Annotated in this window: 15 protein-coding genes; 6 read left to right on the top strand and 9 right to left on the bottom strand. The window is 68.3% G+C overall.

Annotated features, from left to right (window positions below):
* Window positions 1-160: 160 nt before the first annotated feature.
* Window positions 161-1,009 carry an ABC transporter permease gene (locus tag AC5Y4C_RS20540; protein WP_499965230.1) on the bottom strand — a complete coding sequence of 283 codons (849 nt, stop codon included), beginning with the start codon at window positions 1,007-1,009 and terminating at the stop codon, window positions 161-163.
* Window positions 1,006-1,983: an ATP-binding cassette domain-containing protein gene (locus AC5Y4C_RS20535; protein WP_499909373.1), complete on the bottom strand. Its 978-nt coding sequence runs from the start codon at window positions 1,981-1,983 to the stop codon at window positions 1,006-1,008. Before AC5Y4C_RS20535 ends, AC5Y4C_RS20540 begins: the two co-directional genes overlap by 4 nt.
* Window positions 1,984-2,058: 75 nt before the next feature.
* On the opposite strand from AC5Y4C_RS20535, the gene AC5Y4C_RS20530 reads away from it, so the two are divergent.
* On the top strand, window positions 2,059-2,970 hold the full coding sequence (locus AC5Y4C_RS20530) for an EamA family transporter (RefSeq protein ID WP_499965232.1): 912 nt from the start codon (window positions 2,059-2,061) through the stop codon (window positions 2,968-2,970).
* Between the two features lie 121 nt (window positions 2,971-3,091).
* On the opposite strand, the gene AC5Y4C_RS20525 is transcribed toward AC5Y4C_RS20530, so the two are convergent.
* The 3 genes from AC5Y4C_RS20525 to AC5Y4C_RS20515 all read right to left on the bottom strand — a co-directional run bounded on the left by AC5Y4C_RS20525 (window position 3,092) and on the right by AC5Y4C_RS20515 (window position 6,935).
* Complete coding sequence (locus AC5Y4C_RS20525) at window positions 3,092-3,787, bottom strand: C39 family peptidase (RefSeq protein ID WP_499965244.1); 696 nt, start codon at window positions 3,785-3,787, stop codon at window positions 3,092-3,094.
* Window positions 3,788-4,059: 272 nt separating this feature from the next.
* Complete coding sequence (locus AC5Y4C_RS20520; RefSeq protein ID WP_499951821.1) at window positions 4,060-5,694, bottom strand: fatty acyl-AMP ligase; 1,635 nt, start codon at window positions 5,692-5,694, stop codon at window positions 4,060-4,062.
* 287 nt (window positions 5,695-5,981) lie between these two features.
* Window positions 5,982-6,935: a 4-(cytidine 5'-diphospho)-2-C-methyl-D-erythritol kinase gene (locus AC5Y4C_RS20515; RefSeq protein ID WP_499909367.1), complete on the bottom strand. Its 954-nt coding sequence runs from the start codon at window positions 6,933-6,935 to the stop codon at window positions 5,982-5,984.
* A 168-nt stretch (window positions 6,936-7,103) separates the two neighbouring features.
* Here AC5Y4C_RS20515 and AC5Y4C_RS20510 point away from each other — a divergent pair, with 168 nt between their 5' ends.
* The gene (locus AC5Y4C_RS20510; RefSeq protein WP_499965234.1) at window positions 7,104-7,901 is read left to right on the top strand and encodes a serine/threonine-protein kinase; all 798 of its coding nucleotides are present in this window, start codon (window positions 7,104-7,106) and stop codon (window positions 7,899-7,901) included.
* On the opposite strand, the gene rsmA is transcribed toward AC5Y4C_RS20510, so the two are convergent.
* The 3 genes from rsmA to AC5Y4C_RS20495 form a co-directional block, all read right to left on the bottom strand.
* Entirely contained in the window at window positions 7,888-8,778 is an 891-nt protein-coding gene (rsmA, locus tag AC5Y4C_RS20505) for a 16S rRNA (adenine(1518)-N(6)/adenine(1519)-N(6))-dimethyltransferase RsmA (protein ID WP_499965246.1), read from the bottom strand. The genes AC5Y4C_RS20510 and rsmA overlap by 14 nt on opposite strands.
* On the bottom strand, window positions 8,775-9,902 hold the full coding sequence (locus AC5Y4C_RS20500; RefSeq protein ID WP_499909363.1) for a resuscitation-promoting factor: 1,128 nt from the start codon (window positions 9,900-9,902) through the stop codon (window positions 8,775-8,777). The genes rsmA and AC5Y4C_RS20500 overlap by 4 nt, the downstream gene beginning before the upstream one ends.
* Window positions 9,903-10,163: 261 nt before the next feature.
* A complete protein-coding gene (locus AC5Y4C_RS20495) occupies window positions 10,164-11,003 on the bottom strand; it encodes a TatD family hydrolase (RefSeq protein WP_499965236.1) in 840 nt (279 codons plus the stop codon).
* Window positions 11,004-11,022: 19 nt separating this feature from the next.
* Here AC5Y4C_RS20495 and metG point away from each other — a divergent pair, with 19 nt between their 5' ends.
* The 4 genes from metG to AC5Y4C_RS20475 are packed head-to-tail and all read left to right on the top strand — an operon-like array spanning window position 11,023 to window position 15,970.
* Window positions 11,023-12,567 (top strand): methionine--tRNA ligase, encoded by a 1,545-nt coding sequence (gene metG / locus AC5Y4C_RS20490; RefSeq protein ID WP_499951816.1) that lies wholly within the window; start codon window positions 11,023-11,025, stop codon window positions 12,565-12,567.
* A gap of 51 nt (window positions 12,568-12,618) precedes the next feature.
* Window positions 12,619-13,794 (top strand): NAD(P)/FAD-dependent oxidoreductase, encoded by a 1,176-nt coding sequence (locus AC5Y4C_RS20485; RefSeq protein WP_499909357.1) that lies wholly within the window; start codon window positions 12,619-12,621, stop codon window positions 13,792-13,794.
* Window positions 13,791-14,708 carry an RNA polymerase sigma-70 factor gene (locus AC5Y4C_RS20480; RefSeq protein ID WP_499965238.1) on the top strand — a complete coding sequence of 306 codons (918 nt, stop codon included), beginning with the start codon at window positions 13,791-13,793 and terminating at the stop codon, window positions 14,706-14,708. Before AC5Y4C_RS20485 ends, AC5Y4C_RS20480 begins: the two co-directional genes overlap by 4 nt.
* 38 nt (window positions 14,709-14,746) lie before the next feature.
* Complete coding sequence (locus AC5Y4C_RS20475; protein ID WP_499965240.1) at window positions 14,747-15,970, top strand: aminodeoxychorismate synthase component I; 1,224 nt, start codon at window positions 14,747-14,749, stop codon at window positions 15,968-15,970.
* Here the strand turns inward: AC5Y4C_RS20475 and rsmI are convergent.
* Entirely contained in the window at window positions 15,940-16,776 is an 837-nt protein-coding gene (gene rsmI, locus AC5Y4C_RS20470; protein ID WP_499909350.1) for a 16S rRNA (cytidine(1402)-2'-O)-methyltransferase, read from the bottom strand. The genes AC5Y4C_RS20475 and rsmI overlap by 31 nt on opposite strands.
* Between the last annotated feature and the right edge of the window lie 59 nt (window positions 16,777-16,835).

Below are 16,835 nucleotides of genomic sequence, written 5' to 3'. Positions count from 1 at the left end.
CGCAAACCAAATCAAAGAACTCCCGCCGCACAGACCTGGGGAACGGATATCCACTCGGCATTGCAACCTCCAAATCCACGGATGTTGCACTGACCGTATGAATCCAAGGGCGATTTTTTCGCGCTGAGCTCACGTTCGCCGGATGCAGGCCTGACGAGCGTCAATCCGAGGTGCGGCGAGCGTAGGCGCGCAGTGCGATCGGCGCGAAAACCGCCGTCAGCACCAGCGACCAGATGATGGTCGCCAGCACCGGGTGGTGCAGCGGCAGCTGAGCCGACGGTGGCGCGGGCGGCCCGTTGCGCCACAGTTCGCGCATCGCCTGCGCCAGTGATGACACCGGGTTCCACTCAGCGATCACCCGAAGCCAGTGCGACATCGGCTCCGTGGGCGCAAACGTATTGGCCAGGAAGGTGATTGGGAACAGCAGAGTGAACATGACGCCGTTCACAGCCTCCACCGTCCGCATCAGCGAGCCGACGAGGATGCCGAACCAGATGATGCCGAACCCGAACACCAGGACAAGCGCGAACGCCAGCACTGCCTCCGCGATGCTGCCGCGGATCCGCCAGCCGATCGCCAGCCCGGTCAGGGCCATCACGACCATGCCGATCGACGAGTGCAGGAGGCTGGCCACGCTACGGCCGATCAGCACCGACGACCGCGCGATCGGCAGTGAGCGGAACCGGTCCATGATGCCCTTCTCGATGTCGTTGGTGATTCCCGCCGCGACGACGAACGCACTGAACACGATGGTCTGCGCCTGAATCCCCGCCAGCAGGAACTCGCGGTAGGACGGACCGCCGGTGTTGGTGATCGACGCGCCGAACACAAAGGCGAACAGCAGCACGAACATGATCGGTTGTGCGGTCACGTCGCTGAGCATCTCAGGCATGCGTTTGGTGTGAATCATATTGCGTTTCACCATGATCCACGACTGCTGCGCAATGTTTGTGCGATGCGTCTCCGGCCGGCGCGCCTGGGTGGGCAGCTTTTGCATCACAGCGGTCATGCCGGTTCCTCCTGTTGTTCGGGTTCGGTGCGGCGACCCGTCAGCGACAGGAACACATCGTCCAGGCTGGGCCGTGACAACCCGATGTCGTCGACCTCGATCTCGCTGTCGCGCAACCAGCCCGCCACCCGAGTCATGTCCTCGAGGCCGTTGGCCGCGGCGGTCAATTCGCGGGCGCCGGCGTCGACGAACACCTCCGAACCGGTCTTGCGCAGCAGCGCCGCCGCGGCCGCCAGATCCTCCGAACGTGTCACCGTGACCACCAGGCTGGCGTTGCCCGCCTGCTGCTTGAGTTGCAGCGGCGTGCCTTCCGCGATGATCCGGCCTTTGTCCATCACCACGATGTTGTCGGCCAGCTGATCGGCCTCCTCGAGGTACTGCGTGGTGAGCAGCAGCGTGGTGCCCTCGCGCACCAGCCCGCGCAGCACCTCCCACAACTCGTTGCGGCTACGGGGATCCAGGCCCGTGGTGGGCTCGTCGAGGAACAGCACCGGCGGACCGGCCAGCAAGCTGACGGCCAGGTCCAGACGCCGGCGCATGCCGCCGGAATACGACTTCACGGGCCGGTCAGCCGCATCGGCGAGCGAAAACTGTTGCAGCAGTTCGTCACTCAACCGGGCCAGCTCGCGGCGGCGGATGCCGTAGAGGCCGCCGATCATCCTGATGTTCTCGCGGCCGGTGAGCAGCTCGTCGACGGTGGCTACCTGACCGGTCAGACCCATGTTGCGCCGCACCATGTCCGGCTGCTCGCGCACGTCGTACCCCGCGACCCGCGCCGTGCCGCTGGTGGGCAGCGTCAGTGTGGTCATCATCCGCACCGTGGTGGTCTTGCCGGCGCCGTTGGGGCCCAGCAGGCCGAGCACCGTGCCCTGCGGCACGGTGAAACTCACGCCGTCGACGGCCGGAGGCTGCCCGGCGGCGCCGAACCTCTTGACCAGTTCGATCGCCTCGATGGCCGGGCCGGAAGCAGACATACCTCGACCGTAACGATTGGCACCGACGGGTGGCCAATCGTTTTCAGCGGCGCGGCATCCCGTTGAATGCCAGCCATGGCCCGCAACAGCGCAGCCGTCGGCGCGTCGATGGCGCTCGTGTCGATGTCGTGCGTGCAGCTGGGCCTCGCCGCCTCGGTGGCACTGATCGACCGGATCGGCGCTGAGGGCGCAGCCTGGCTTCGGCTCGCGTGGGCGGGCCTGCTTCTGCTGATCGCGGTCCGCCCGAAGCGGGCAGCGTTCACTCGCCGAGCCTTCGTCAGCTGCGTGGTACTCGGCGTGGTCACGGCCGGCATCACGACGCTGTTCATGGCTGCGCTGGACCGCGTACCGATGGGCACGGCCAGTGCGCTGGAGTTCCTCGGTCCGCTGGGTGTCGCAGTGGTCAAGGGCCGCAGCCGGCTCTGGCCGTTGCTGGCCGCGGTCGGGGTGGTGCTGCTGACTCAGCCGTGGACGGGCACGGTGGACTTCGTCGGGGTGGCATTCGCGCTCGCCGCCGGGCTGTGCTGGGCGGCCTACATTCTGCTGACGCAGCGCGTCGGTGACGACGTGGCCGGGATTGCCGGTCTCGCGGTGTCCATGCCGGTGGCTGCGTTGACCGCCACGGCGGTGGTGGGCCCCTCGGTTCTGGCACGGCTGACCCCTGGCCTGCTGCTGACCGGGCTGGGTTTGGCGCTGCTGCTGCCGGTGATTCCGTTCGTGCTGGAGCTGCTTGCGCTGCGCCGGCTGACGGCCGCCGCGTTCGGCACGCTGATGAGCCTGGAGCCGGCGTTCGCGTTGCTCATCGGGTTGGTGGTCCTGGGTCAGGTGCCCAGTGGCGCCGCGGTCGCCGGGATCGCGTTCGTGGTGACGGCCGGCGTCGGCGCCGCCCGCTCCGGCGGCCGATCGCGTGCGTCAGGATTCGTTCTGCCGCCAGGTGAACAGGTCCTCGAGGTTAATCCCCCGCACCGCGGTGACGAAATGCCCTGAGTCACCTTGTTTTCGTGTCGGTTGGACCCACCGCGCTACCGAGTTCTGCAGCAGGGCTGCGGCTCGGGCCGATGAACAGCCCTGGTGCAGAATTCGGCGCAGCTCAGGCCGGGGTGCGCGGTTACGTGCCGGTCTCCTCGGTGACCACCATTCCGTAGTCGCCGGTCTTCCAGGCCTTCATGAAGGTGGCCACGGGAACCTTCTCGTCGCGGCCGGTGTCGGTGCCGCTGTCGTTGAGATGCACGATGCCGTTCTTCGAATCGACGCCGGTGACGACGACAGCGTGGTCGGCCTCGTCGCGCGGTCCGTCCTCGTTCCAGATGGTTTCGGCGTTGACGCCGACGATCACCTTGTGGCCGCCGGCCAGATACTTCTTCAACGCCGCCATGCCGGTGTCGACGCCGGTCTGCTCGGCCTGCTCGGTATCGGTGATCTGACCGTGGATGCCGAAGTGCGCCAGCAGCACCACCTCGTCCTCACCGGAGGTGCCGTTGCCGCTGTTCGGATCGTCTGGGTCCGACGGCCGGATGTAAATCGAGCCGGGATGGGTCTTGGACGGCGTGTGCTCGGCGAGCTCGATCATCTCCTTCTCGGTGGGCATGTGGCCGGTGATCTGGCCGACCACACTGGCCACGGACATCAGCGCGCAGTCGTCGAGGGTTTGCGGCGCCCAGTACCGGGCGGCCGCAGCCGGGTCGCCGTACATGCCGGTAGTGGTGGGCTCGATGGCCGGCGACGGCGCGGCCGTCGCGGGGCCGGCAAGCGCGACGCCGGCGGTGCCGAACACGGCTGCCGCGCTGATGACGCCGGCAACCACAGTGCCGCGGGCCGAGGCTGCGATCCGGGCAGTGAAGACGTTGCTCACAGGCTTTCCTTTTCTCGTAGCCGCCGCGGCGGCGTGGGCTGTTGAGAAAAGGTTCGGATGCTGCCCTTGACGGATTCTCAATGAATCCTTGGCGCGCGCTCACCGGAGCGCGAACGTGCGCCGATGCACGGGCTGACGCGGCGTGTCGCTGTGCAAACACGCGCGCTCGCGGAGCTAGCTGACGAGCGTGACCGCGGAGCTAGCAGACGAGCGTGACCGCGGAGCTAGCTGACGAGCGCGACCGAGTTGGCCCGGCGCAGCTTGCCCGACGGCGTCTTGGGGATGGTGCCGGGGCCGAGAACCACGACGTTGCGCGGACGCACGTCGACCTCGCGCACCACTTCGCGGGCAACCTCGTGCTCGATACGGCGCACCTCGGCCGGGTCCTCCCAGGCATTCGACTCGACAGCCACCGCGAACGTCTCGCGGGAATGGCCGGCGTCAAGGCGCACGGCGACCGCGCACCCGGGTCGCACGCCTTCGACGCGGCAGGCTGCGCGCTCGATGTCGGTCGGGTAGATGTTGCGGCCGGCCATGATGATGACGTCCTTGACGCGGCCGCAGACGACGATATGACCGTTTTCCATCAGGTAGCCGAGATCGCCGGTGTCGTACCAGCCGTGCCGATCCTGCGCGGGCACGAAGCCGCCCATCGTGACGTAGCCGGGGGTGAGCGCCTCGCCGCGCAGCTCGATGATGCCCACGCCGCGGGGCGGCAGCACGTTCCCGTCCTCGTCGACGATCCGCGCCTCGAGGTCGCGCAGCAGCGGGCCGAGCGATGCCAACCTGCGGGTGTTGCCCTTGGTGGCGGGCACCGCGCGGCGAAGCGCGGCCAGCAGGTCGGCGTCGACCTCGTCGACCACCAGGCCCGCGCCGCACTCGGAGAACGAGACCGCCAGCGTGGTCTCGGCCATCCCGTAGGCGGGCAGGATCGCCTCAGGCCGCAGTCCGAACGGCTTGCCGGCGTCGATGAGGTCTTCGACGTCGGCCGGTTCGACCGGCTCGGCACCAGATAGCGCGAACCGCAGTGTCGAAAGGTCGAATTCACCCGGCTTGGCTTGCCGGCGCAGCCGCTTGGCGAACAGCGCGTACGCGAAGTTCGGAGCGGCGGTCATAGTGCCCTTGTACTTGTCGATCAGCCGGGCCCACAGCAGCGTGTCGCGCAGGAAGTCCAACGGGGTGACCTTGACCAGCTCGGCGCCGAAATACATTGGCACCGTCAGGAATCCGATCATGCCCATGTCGTGGAAGCACGGCAGCCAACTGACCATCACGTCGTTGTCGACGTCGTACTTCGCGCCGATGAACATGGCCTCGGCGTTGGAATAGATGTTGCGGTGGGTGATCACCACGGCTTTAGGCGACCCGGTGGACCCCGAGGTCAGCTGCATCAGCGCGACGTCGTCCTCGCTGGTGTCGACCGGATCGATGGGTGCGGCTTCCAGCAGCTTGTCAACGGTAAGCACCTTGACGCCGCGGTCCTCCAGCACCGGGATGGCTGCCAGGAACGGCTCGGAAACCACGACGGCCTTGGCCTCGATCATGTCGATGACGGTGGTGGTGTCCAGCGCCCACATCGCCAGGTCGGTGCGCGGGGTGGGCTGGTGCAGCATGGTCAGGCTGGCGCCGCGCATCCACAGCGCCTGTGCGGTCGGCGCGATCTCCACCGGGGCACCGGCCAGCACGCCGACCGCGTCACCGTGCCCGATGCCGGCCGCGGCCAAACCGCCCGCGATCCGGCGGGCCTTCTCGTGTACCTCGCCCCAGGTGTGGCGGACCGGAGCATGCGGTTCACCCGTCACCATGCCCCGGGTGGTGCTCAGGGCGTTGCGGTACATCTTCTCGGTGAATCTGCTCACGACGACCTCCTGGGTTCGGCACCCGCCGGCTCAGGCGCAAACGCCCGGGCATCAATGTTGCGCCTGCTAGATGGCCCTTGGCAGCAGGCGCGCGCATACGATTGCGCAGCGGTTCGATTGCGAGTCCGTGATCTTTTCCGGGCTGCGGACCCAAGGTATGACGATCGCCCACCTCCGCGTTGGATGGGCGACCACATGAGGCAAGCCGGACCGCTGACGTACACCGCCGATGATCTTAAACTCCTCTTAGACTAAGCGGCAAACTCGACGCAGTTTTGAGAACTGCGTCACACCCCATGCGTCGGTGCCGGCACCACCCGCGCCCCCTGCACAGGGCCGCTGGCCACCCGCACCGTCCGGCAGACTCCCGCCCCGGCCAGTTGCGTCCCGACGTCCACCGCGGACGCGGCCGTCGGGCACAGGAACGCACACGTCGGCCCGGACCCGGACACGATTCCCGCCAGCGCACCCGCCTCGACGCCGGCCCGCAGGGTGCGGCGCAGACCCGGCTGAAGGCTGATCGCCGCGGCCTGCAGGTCGTTACCCAACAGCGGCGCCAGCCGTCTCGGGTCGCCGGCGGCCAGGGCCGCCAGCAGCGGCTCCGGTTCGCCCAGTCGCGGCGGATCGCCGGCGCTGCGCAGCCGGTCCATCTCGGAGAACACCTTCGCCGTCGACAACCCGTTGGCCGAGAACGCCAGCACCCAGTGAAAAGTGGTGCGAGCGAGCACCGTCGCGAGCTCTTCGCCGCGGCCGGTGCCCAGCGCGGTGCCTCCGTGCAGCGCGAACGGCACGTCACTGCCGAGCTTGGCGGCCAGCGCGTGCAGGTCGCGCCGCGGCACGCCGACCTCCCAGAGGTTGTTCATCGCCACCAGCACCGCGGCGGCGTCGGCGCTGCCGCCGGCCATGCCTCCCGCCACGGGGATCGACTTCTCGATCGAGATCTCGACGTCTGGTGAGCGGCCGACGTGCTCGGCCATCAGCTCGGCGGCCTGCCAGGCCAGGTTGCGCTCGTCGGCCGGCAGCGAGTCGGCGCCTTCGCCGGTGATCTCCAACGTCAGTGTGTCGGCGTTGCGCACCGTCACCTCGTCGAGCAGGGACACCGCGTGGAACACAGTGGTCAGTTCGTGGTAGCCGTCGTCGCGCCGATCCCCGACGGACAGGAAGAGGTTGACCTTGCCCGGCACTCGCACTGTGACAGAACCGGTCGCCACCCATTCGGGCGCGGTGCTGCCGTCGGACACGGCAAGAGACTAACGCGCGATGACGATTCGCCACGACTCCCCGAAGATGCCGTTACGGCCGAGCACATGGAAAAGAGTGGCCAGACGTACCCCTCGACCGTCTGCACCACTCCTTGCTCTGGTCGTTACCCGCAACTCGGCGGGGGCAAACGAGCCTACGCTGAGGCGGTGCTGTGCCCTGGGCAGACGTTCGAGGGCTATCGCGTCGAGGGCCTCCTGGGCCGTGGCGGTTCCGCCGCGGTGTACCGGGCGCACGACGACGCGGGCCGGACGGTGGCGCTGAAGGTGCTTGCCGACGATCGCCGCGGCCCGGCAGAGACCACGCGGCTGCAACGCGAGTTCGACTTCGCCCGCCGGCTCAGCCATCCGCACGTGGTGTCGGTGTATCGGCGCGGGGACTATTGGCTGGCAATGCAACTGGTGGACGGGGGCACCGCGATGGCGCTGCAACGGCTCGCCGACCGGCTCACCGCGATGGCGCAAGTCGCCGACGCGCTGGACTACGTGCATCGGTGCGGGATCGTGCACTGCGACGTCAAGCCGTCCAATCTGCTTGTGCATCAGCCGTTTTCGGATGGCGGCACAGTGCTCATCGACTTCGGTGTCGCGTACGCCGTCGCCGAGGACAACCGCAAACGGCCGCAGCCACTGCTGGCGTCGCTGCCCTACCTGGCGCCGGAAATGCTGCGCGGCAGGTCGCCGTCGGCGGCCACCGACGAATACGCGTTGGCCTGCACGGCCGTCGAATTGGTGACCGGCGCACCGCCTTTCGCGGCTGCGACGCCGGCAGAGCTTGCGAAGGCCCACTTGACCACACCGCCGCCGTATCCGTCTCGCACATACCCGTGGCTGCCACGAGCGTTCGACGGTGTGATCGGCAAGGCGATGGCCAAGGATCCCGAGCTGCGCTACCGGACATGCGCCGAGTTCGTCGCCGCCGTCGTGCGGATCCTCAGCCGTTCGTAGATTCGGGCAGGCCGGAGCGCTGCAGAAGCCGCACGAAATCGGCGATGCCCAGTGTCTCACCGCGACGGGCGGGGTCGATGCTGGCCGCCAGCAGGCGGCGCGCCGACTCGTTGCCCGAGCCGGCCCATTCCGCGAACGCGTTGCGCACGGTCTTGCGGCGCTGCGCGAACGCGATGTCGACCAACCTGAACACCTCGCGGCGGAAGACGTCGTCGGTGGGCCACGGTGCGGTGTCGTAGCGGTCGATGCGCACCAACCCGGAGTAGACGCGTGGGATCGGCCAGAACACCGTGGGCGACACCGTTCCGCAGCGGCGGACTCGGCCGAAGAACCGGGCCTTGACGCTGGGGGTTCCGTATTCCTTGCTGCCCGGCTCGGCGCCCAACCGCTCGGCCACTTCGGCTTGCACCATGACCATCACCACGCGGATCGACGGGAACTCGGCGAGAAGGTGCAGCAGCGCCGGCACCGCGATGTTGTAGGGAAGGTTCGCCACCAGTGCGCTGGGCAGGCCGAACGGTTCCCTCTCGAGCTCGCCACGGCGCAGCGTCAGGATGTCTTGGTTGCGCACGCTCAGCCGCTCGGCTTCGGCGGGGGCGTGCTCGGCCACGGTCAGCGGCAGTCGCCCGGCGAGCAGCGGGTCGATCTCCACCGCCGTCACCGTGGCGCCCTTGTCAAGCAGGCCCAGTGTCAGCGAGCCCATGCCCGGGCCCACCTCCACAACATGGTCGCCCTGTCCCACGCCTGCCGTGGTCACGATCCGGCGGACCGTGTTGGCGTCGTGAACGAAGTTCTGGCCCAACGACTTTCGCGGACGAAAGTCGAGCTCTTTGGCCAGCCTGCGGATTTCGGTGCGGCCGAGCAGCCGGATGGTCAGCGGGCCCCGATGCGTCCGCTACACACTGGCCAAGCGCCCCAGCCCTGACGCTGCTGGGTCACCGACGCGATCGCGATCTGCTCCTCGCGGGTCGCCAGATCGGCGCGGGGCGCGTAGCGCAGGCCGCCGTTGCGTTCCCAGGTGTTCTGGTCGAACTGGACGCCGCCGTAGAAGCCGTTGCCGGTGTTGATGGCCCAGTTGCCGCCCGCCTCACAGGACGCCAGCGCATCCCAGGCGGCGCCGTTGGTCACCGGCGGTACCTCGGTGCCGGGTTTCGCGCCTATCCGCAGCACCGACGGCCGCGCCGGCGTGATCACCTCGTTGGCCACCGGAAGCCGCCCGGTTTCCACACCGTTGACCAGTGAGACCGCGAACGTGACGTCCTGCTCCCCAGGCTGGCCGGGGTCGTCGACCACCTGCCGGCTCATGTTCATCTCGGGATCCGGGATCTTCTGCGCCGGCGGCGGCAGCGGCACCCGTTCGGTGACCTTCTGCATCCGTATCCGCGTGACGACCACGGTCATCCCCTCGGTGACCGGGGTCGACGGCGGGGGCACCACCTTGTCGGCCTGCTCCAGCGGTGCGCCGGCCGCGGTCAGCAGCTCACCGACGGTCGGCGCGGCCAGCCGACGATCGGTCATCACCCCGCCGTCATCGAGGTGCACGTTCTTGGGGCTGACCACCGGCAGCGCCATGCCTGCCAGCGGCAGGCGGCTGGAGCGCGACGCCGCCGCGGGCGCCGCGTCGGACAGCGACAGCTGCTGCAGCGCCTCGTCGACCGTCGCCGCGGTGGTCCACAGCTGGTGGCTCTCACCACCGTCGAGCGACACCTGCAGCGGGCGGCTGCGGTGCAGCACGATGCGGTCGGCGTCATTGACCGGCTGGTCCGCTGCTGGATACAGATCGTCGCGCTCACCCACGGTGAAGCCGTTCTCGCGGACGACGTCGATCACCCGCGACTTCATCGTCGACACAGTCACCGGGGAGCCGTCGACGTCCAACGTGACGGTCTTGTGGGCGGCCACGGCGTAGCTTCCGCCGAAGGCCAGTGTCAGCAAAAGCGCGCCGACGAGGGCGCGCAACACAGGTGAATTGTTTTGGTACAGCTTGGTCAGAACGTTCAAGAGTCGTCTATCCCGACTGTCGGCGTCATTTGCTAGGCCGCTCGGGCCGAATCATGATCACAAGACGGTAACGAAGAGCCCTACCAGAGGCAAATCTGAAGCGCCGGTTGAGGCATGAGTCACATCGAGAGTTCAGATGCGTTGTGTTGCGGGCGGATTGGGCTAGCCGCGGATAACCGACGCGCGCCGCTAGGTGTTTGCTGGCATCAATACCGGCGTTTGTGCAGTTGAGGGCGGCCCGCGGCAATAGCCTGGCTAACCTTATTCGGGCAGCCCGTACACCCGCCGCGCGTTTGCTGTCGTCGCCGCCGCAATTTCTTCGGCGGGGCGGCCCGTCAGCTCGGCGAGCGCCCGGACGGTGTACGGCAGGCAGTACGGCTCGTTGGGCGCGCCCCGGTAGGGATGCGGAGTCAGAAACGGCGCGTCGGTTTCGACGAGCAGCTGCTCGGCGGGGATCAGCTGCGCCGCCTCGTGCAGCGCGGCGGCGTTCTTGAAACTCACGGTTCCGGACAGGCTCAGCACCCAGCCGGCATCCACGCATTCGCGCGCCATCGCCGCATCGGAGGAGAAGCAGTGGAAGATCACGGTATCCGGGGCGCCCTCGGCCCGCAGCACGTCGAGCACCTGCCGGTCGGCGTCGCGGTTGTGGATCATCAGCGGCTTGCCCAGTCGCTTGGCCACGTCGATGTGCCAAGCGAAGGCCTCCCGCTGCACAGCCGGTTCGGCACATCCGTCCAGCCGGCCTGGCCAATACAGGTCAAGGCCGGTCTCCCCGACCGCCACCACCCGCTCGTCGCGGGCCAGCGACTCGATCTGCGCGCGGGCCGCCTCGGTGAGCGCATCAGCGCGAGTGGGGTGCAGCGCGACCGCGGCGTACACGCGGGAATCGGCGTGGGCGGCGTCCACCACCCACCGGGCCGACGCGAGGTCGTCGGCGATCGTGACGACGGCCGCGACGCCCACCGCCTCGGCACGGTCGACGATCTGGCGCACGTCGTCGGGATCACTGGCCCCGCACGCGTCCAGGTGCGTATGGGCGTCGACCAGCGGGCTCAGCGGCTCAGGCGGCGGCGGCGCGGGACGGGAACGACTGACTGGCACACCATATTGTGATCAGATAATGAGGCCTTTCTATGTGACCACCGCGATCGACTACCCGAACGGGGCGCCGCACATCGGGCATGCCTACGAGAAGATCGCCACCGACGCCATCGCGCGGTTCAAACGGCTCGACGGTTACCACGTCCGGTTCCTCACCGGCACCGACGAGCACGGGCTGAAGATGGCCGAGGCCGCCGCGGCCGAGGGACTGCCCACCGCGCAGCTGGCCCGGCGCAATTCCGATGTGTTCCAACGGCTTTACGACAAGCTCAACCTGTCGTATGACCGGTTCATCCGGACCACGGACCCCGATCACTTGGAAGCGTCGAAGGCGATCTGGCAGCGGATGGTGGACGCCGGCGACATCTATCTCGGCTCGTATGCGGGCTGGTACTCCGTGCGCGACGAGAACTACCTCAGCGAGAGCGAGACGAGGCTGGAGCCGGACGGCACCCGCGTAGCGGTCGAAAGCGGCGCGCCGGTGGTCTGGACCGAGGAGCAGACGTATTTCTTCCGGCTGTCGGCATACGCGGACAAACTCCTGGCCCATTACGAAGCGCATCCGGAGTTCATCGGTCCTGAGGTGCGCCGCAACGAGGTGATCAGCTTTGTCTCGGGCGGACTGCGCGACCTGTCGATCTCCCGCACCTCGTTCGATTGGGGCGTGCAGGTGCCCGACCACCCCGAACACGTCATGTACGTGTGGGTGGACGCATTGACGAATTACCTTACGGGCGTTGGGTTTCCGGATACATCATCGGAGTTGTTCCAGACGTTCTGGCCGGCCGATCTGCACATGATCGGCAAGGACATCATCCGGTTCCATGCGGTGTACTGGCCGGCGTTTCTCATGTCGGCCGGAATCGAGCTGCCCCGAAGGGTTTTCGCGCACGGCCACCTGCTCAACCGTGGCACGAAGATGAGCAAGTCGGTGGGCAACGTCGTCGACCCGGTCACGCTGATCGACGAGTTCGGAGTGGACCAGGTGCGGTATTTCCTCTTGCGCGAGGTGCCGTTCGGTCAGGACGGCAGTTACAGCGACGACGCGATCATCACCCGCGTCAACGCCGATTTGGCCAACGAGTTGGGCAACCTCGCGCAACGCTCGCTGTCGATGGTGGCCAAAAATCTCGACGGCGTGGTGCCGGAGCCGGTGGCGTTCACCGACGACGACCGCGAATTGCTGGCGGCGGCCGACGGGCTGCTCGAGCGGGTCCGCGCGCACTTCGAGGTTCCGGCCATGCATCTTGCGCTGGAAGCGATCTGGCTGGTGCTGGGTGCGGCAAACAAGTATTTCTCGGCGCAGCAGCCGTGGGTTCTGCGCAAGTCAGAGGCGCAGGCAGACCACGAGCGGTTCGGCACCGTGCTGTACACGACGCTGGAGGTGGTGCGGATCGCTGCACTGCTGGTGCAGCCGGTGATGCCGGACTCGGCCGCCAAGCTCTTGGACCTGCTCGGCCAGGCTGCCGATGCCCGTTCGTTCGCCGCGATCGGCACGCGGTTGGCGCCGGGGACCGCGCTGCCGGCGCCGACGGGCGTGTTCCCGCGCTATCAGGCCGAGTGAGATCTGGGTCACAAGGTGTCACGTCCGGGCGCGAGCCGGTGTCTGTAGGGCATGACCAACTCGAACACTCCCATCTCAGTTGTCGTGATCGGCGGCGGTTACGCCGGAACGATTGCGGCGAATCATCTGTACATGCGCGACGACGTCACCGTCAGCCTGGTGAACCCGCGCCCGCACTTCGTCGAACGCATCCGGTTGCACCAGTTCGTGGCCAACTCGGGCTCGGCGACCGTCGACTACGGCGAGCTGCTGAACCCGAAGGTGCATCTCGTCGTCGACACCGCCACCGACATCGACCGCGACGCCCAAGCGGTGAGGCTGGCGTCGGGCAGTGCACTGCGCTACGACTACCTGATCTACGCCGTCGGCAGCACCGGCGCCCACCCGAGTGTGGCCGGAGCTGCTGAGTTCGCTTGGCAAGTAAGCGATTTCGACCATGCGCAGCGCCTGCGCGAGCGGCTCGAGGACCTGCATCCCCACGCGCCGGTGTGCGTGGTCGGTGGTGGCCTCACCGGCATCGAGATGGCTGCCGAGCTCGCCGATCAGCGCCCTGGGGCCGCCGTGACACTGATCTGCGGTCCGACGCTGGGGCCGTCGCTGGGCGACGCCGCGCGCCGGTCGGTGGCCCGCCAGCTCGACCGTCTCGGCGTTCGGGTTCTGCAAGGCACCGCGGTGGTCGAGGTGGACGAGCACCGGGTGCTGCTGGAGGACGGCGTCGAGTTGCCCAGCGCCGTGACGATCTGGACCGCCGGTTTCGATGTGCCGGATCTGGCGGCGCGCAGCGGACTGAGCACGGACGCGGTGGGCCGACTGCTGACCGACGAGACGCTGACGAGCATCGACGACGAGCGGATCGTCGCTGCCGGTGATGCGGCCGCGCCGTCGGGTCAGCCGCTGCGAATGAGCTGCCAGGCCGCGGGGCCGCTGGGCGCACAGGCGGCCAACACGGTGCTCAGCCGGATCGCCGGCAAGACGCCCGCGGTGATCGACCAGGCGTTCATCGGGCAGTGCCTCAGCTTGGGCCGGTCGCTGGGGACGTTCCAGCTCACCCACGCCGACGACACTCCGCGGCGCTTGTATCTCGGAGGCCGGCTAGCTGCGACTGTCAAGGAGATGATCTGCAAGGGCACCGTGCGGGGGATCGCGCGAGAAGCCCGCAAACCCGGCTCGGCGTTCTGGCTGCGCGGCGGCAAACGTCCTGCCGCAGAACCGATTTCGCTGCCATGACCACCGATGATTCGCGTGCCCAGCACGCGATCGACGAGCACGCTGAGCGGTTCACCCTGTTGCGGCCGCTGCTGTTCACGATCGCCTACGAAATCCTCGGCACCGCAACGGAAGCCGACGACGTGCTGCAGGAAAGTTACCTGCGCTGGGCCGAGGTAGACCTGTCCACGGTGCACGACACCAAGGCCTACCTCGCCCAGCTCGTCACCCGGCAAGCCCTCAACGCGCTGCGGGCCCAGTCCCGCAGGCGCGAGGACTATGTCGGCCCGTGGCTGCCCGAGCCGCTGCTGCTGGAAACCAGCGACCCGTCCTCTGATGTGGTGCTGGCCGAGTCGGTGTCGATGGCGATGCTGGTGGTGCTGGAGACCCTGGGTCCCGACGAACGCGCGGTGTTCGTCTTGCGGGAGGTGTTCCGCTTCGGTTACGACGAAATCGGTTCCGCCGTCGGCAAATCCGCGTCGACGGTGCGCCAGATTGCGCATCGGGCCCGCGAGCACGTGCAGTCGCGGCGCAAGCGGTTCGAGCCCGTCGACCCGCAGCTGTCGATGGAGATCACGACCCGGTTCTTCACCGCCGCAGCCACCGGCGACGTCGACGGCTTGCTCGAGTTGCTGGCACCGGACGTGGTGTGGACCGCCGACAGCGCAGGCAAGGTCAGCGCTGCACGGCGGCCGGTCAGTGGGGCCCAACGCGTCGCCCGACTGGTCATGGGCCTGATGCGCCTGGGCGGCGAGAACGGGCGACTGGAGCCGGCGATGTACAACAACGCCCCGGCGCTGAAGCTGTATCTCGGCGACAACTTCGAAGGGCTGGTCACCGTCGAGATCGTCGACGGGCGCATCACGCACTTCTACGTGATGCGCAATCCCGACAAGCTGGCCGGTATCGACGTGCCGCGCGCGATCAGCCGCTGACTTTGCGTCTGCTCTCCCGGCACGTCAGGCTTGCGGGCATGCGGATCGAGCGGCTCGGCGAACTGGGCGACGCGCCGGCGGTGCTACGAGCCCTCGCGCGTCGCGGACGTCCGGCCGCACTGATCGGCGACTGGTTCGGCTCGCGGGCGGTCATCGCACCGCAACTGCAGGCTGTGCCCGTCGGTCGCCGCGACGTCTTCACCGTGGCGCCGGGGTCGCAGGGTGACGCCATCGGCGGCGGCTGGCTCGGCTACCTCTCCTATCCCGATGCCGGTGCGGACGGTCTCGGCCCGCGCATTCCCGAGGCGGCCGGCAACTGGACGGACTGTGTGCTGCGCCAGGACCGTGACGAGGTCTGGTGGTACGAAAGCATTTCGGGCGCAACACTTCCCACCTGGATCACCGAGGCATTGCGGTCGCCTGGTGCGCCCGGGCCCGGCCATGTCGAATGGCAAGCGGCGGACCGCGACGCGCACCAGCATGGGGTGCACGCATGCCTGGAGGCCATTGCCGCGGGTGAGATCTACCAAGCATGCGTGTGCACGCAATTCGCCGGCAGACTTGTCGGCACGTCCGTCGACTTCTTCGTCGACGCGGCCGCCCGCACCCGTCCGGCCCGTGCAGCTTACGTGTCTGGCGAGTGGGGCGCGGTGGCGTCGCTGTCGCCGGAATTGTTTCTGCGGCGGCGCGGTACCGCGTTGGCGTCGAGTCCGATCAAGGGCACCCTGCCGCGGCACGCGGACCCGTCGGCGCTGCGCACGTCGGTCAAGGATGTCGCCGAGAACATCATGATCGTCGATCTCGTCCGCAACGACCTGAGCCGAGTCGCTGTCAACGGAACAGTCACCGTCCCAAAGCTTCTGGTGGTGCAGCCGGCCCCGGGCGTGTGGCATTTGGTGTCGACGGTCACGGCTGACGTCGACCCCGACGTCCCGATGGCGGCCGTACTGGACGCGACGTTCCCGCCGGCGTCGGTCACCGGCACGCCGAAAACCAGGGCGCGCCAGCTGTTGGCGCAATGGGAGCCGCAACGGCGCGGAATATTTTGCGGCACAATCGGTTTGGCGTCACCACTGGCCGGCACTGAACTCAACGTCGCGATCCGCACCGTGGAGTTCGCCGCCGACGGCGGCGCCGTGCTCGGGGTAGGCGGCGGGATCACCGCCGACTCTGATCCCGACGCCGAATGGCAGGAGTGCCTGCACAAGGCCGCTCCGATCCTCGGGCTCGGTCAACCCCTCGCCCGCAGGAACGCATCGTAGAGCTCGCGACGCGACGGCGCGCCCGGATTCCCCGCGATCACCTCGGCACACGCATCCTTCACCCGGGCGCCGGCGTCCACCAGCGCAGCCACTTCGCCGATCAACGCGACGATGTCGGCTTGCGGGCGCGAACCCGCCAGCACGACCGTGATCTCCCCCAGCACTCCGTGAGTCGCCCACTCGGCAAGCTCCGCGAGTGACCCGCGCACCACTTCCTCGTGCACCTTGGTCAGCTCGCGGCAGACGACCGCCTGCCGCGACGGGCCGAGCTCTTCGGCCGCGTCGGCCAGGCAAGCCGCCAGCCGCCGCGGTGATTCGAAGAAGACACATGTGCGTGGCTCGGCCGCCAGCCCCGCCAGCCATGCCCGGCGGGCAGCGGGTTTGCGCGGCGCGAAGCCCTCGAAGCAAAACCGCTCCGACGGCAGCCCGGATACCGCCAGCGCGGTGGTCACCGCCGACGGACCGGGCAAGCAGGTGACCGGAATGTCCGCGGCAATGCACGCCGTGACCAGCCGGTAACCGGGGTCGCTGACCAGCGGCATGCCGGCGTCGGTGACGGCCAGTACGGTGGCGCCTGCCTTCATGTCGGCGACCAGCGCAGGCACCCGGGCCGCCTCGTTCTGGTCGAACAAGCTGACCACCCTCCCCGGGATCCGAACCCCGAGCGCGGTGGCCAGCGTGCGCACGCGGCGGGTGTCCTCAGCGGCCACGACATCGGCGGAACCGAGCGCGGACACCAGGCGGCCGGACGCGTCGGCCGGCTGCCCCAGCGGTGTCGCGCCCAGCAACAGTCGGCCGCCGCCCATGCCGACAGCCTACGATCGCCGATGTGACCGTGGCTGACGTCCAACCGCGCACCGACGAG

The organism is Mycobacterium sp. NGS35, assembly GCF_059812855.1.
The sequence above is the reverse complement of the archived record's forward strand: the minus strand, read 5'-3'. Positions and strand labels throughout refer to the sequence as shown.

Bases quoted from the DNA above. Each gene is read 5' to 3' on its own strand.
- AC5Y4C_RS20540 (WP_499965230.1), bottom strand. From the start codon at position 1,009: ATGACCGCTGTGATGCAAAAGCTGCCCACCCAGGCGCGCCGGCCGGAG.
- AC5Y4C_RS20535 (WP_499909373.1), bottom strand. From the start codon at position 1,983: ATGTCTGCTTCCGGCCCGGCCATCGAGGCGATCGAACTGGTCAAGAGG.
- AC5Y4C_RS20530 (WP_499965232.1), top strand. From the start codon at position 2,059: ATGGCCCGCAACAGCGCAGCCGTCGGCGCGTCGATGGCGCTCGTGTCG.
- metG (WP_499951816.1), top strand. From the start codon at position 11,023: ATGAGGCCTTTCTATGTGACCACCGCGATCGACTACCCGAACGGGGCG.
- AC5Y4C_RS20485 (WP_499909357.1), top strand. From the start codon at position 12,619: ATGACCAACTCGAACACTCCCATCTCAGTTGTCGTGATCGGCGGCGGT.
- AC5Y4C_RS20480 (WP_499965238.1), top strand. From the start codon at position 13,791: ATGACCACCGATGATTCGCGTGCCCAGCACGCGATCGACGAGCACGCT.
- AC5Y4C_RS20475 (WP_499965240.1), top strand. From the start codon at position 14,747: ATGCGGATCGAGCGGCTCGGCGAACTGGGCGACGCGCCGGCGGTGCTA.
- rsmI (WP_499909350.1), bottom strand. From the start codon at position 16,776: ATGGGCGGCGGCCGACTGTTGCTGGGCGCGACACCGCTGGGGCAGCCG.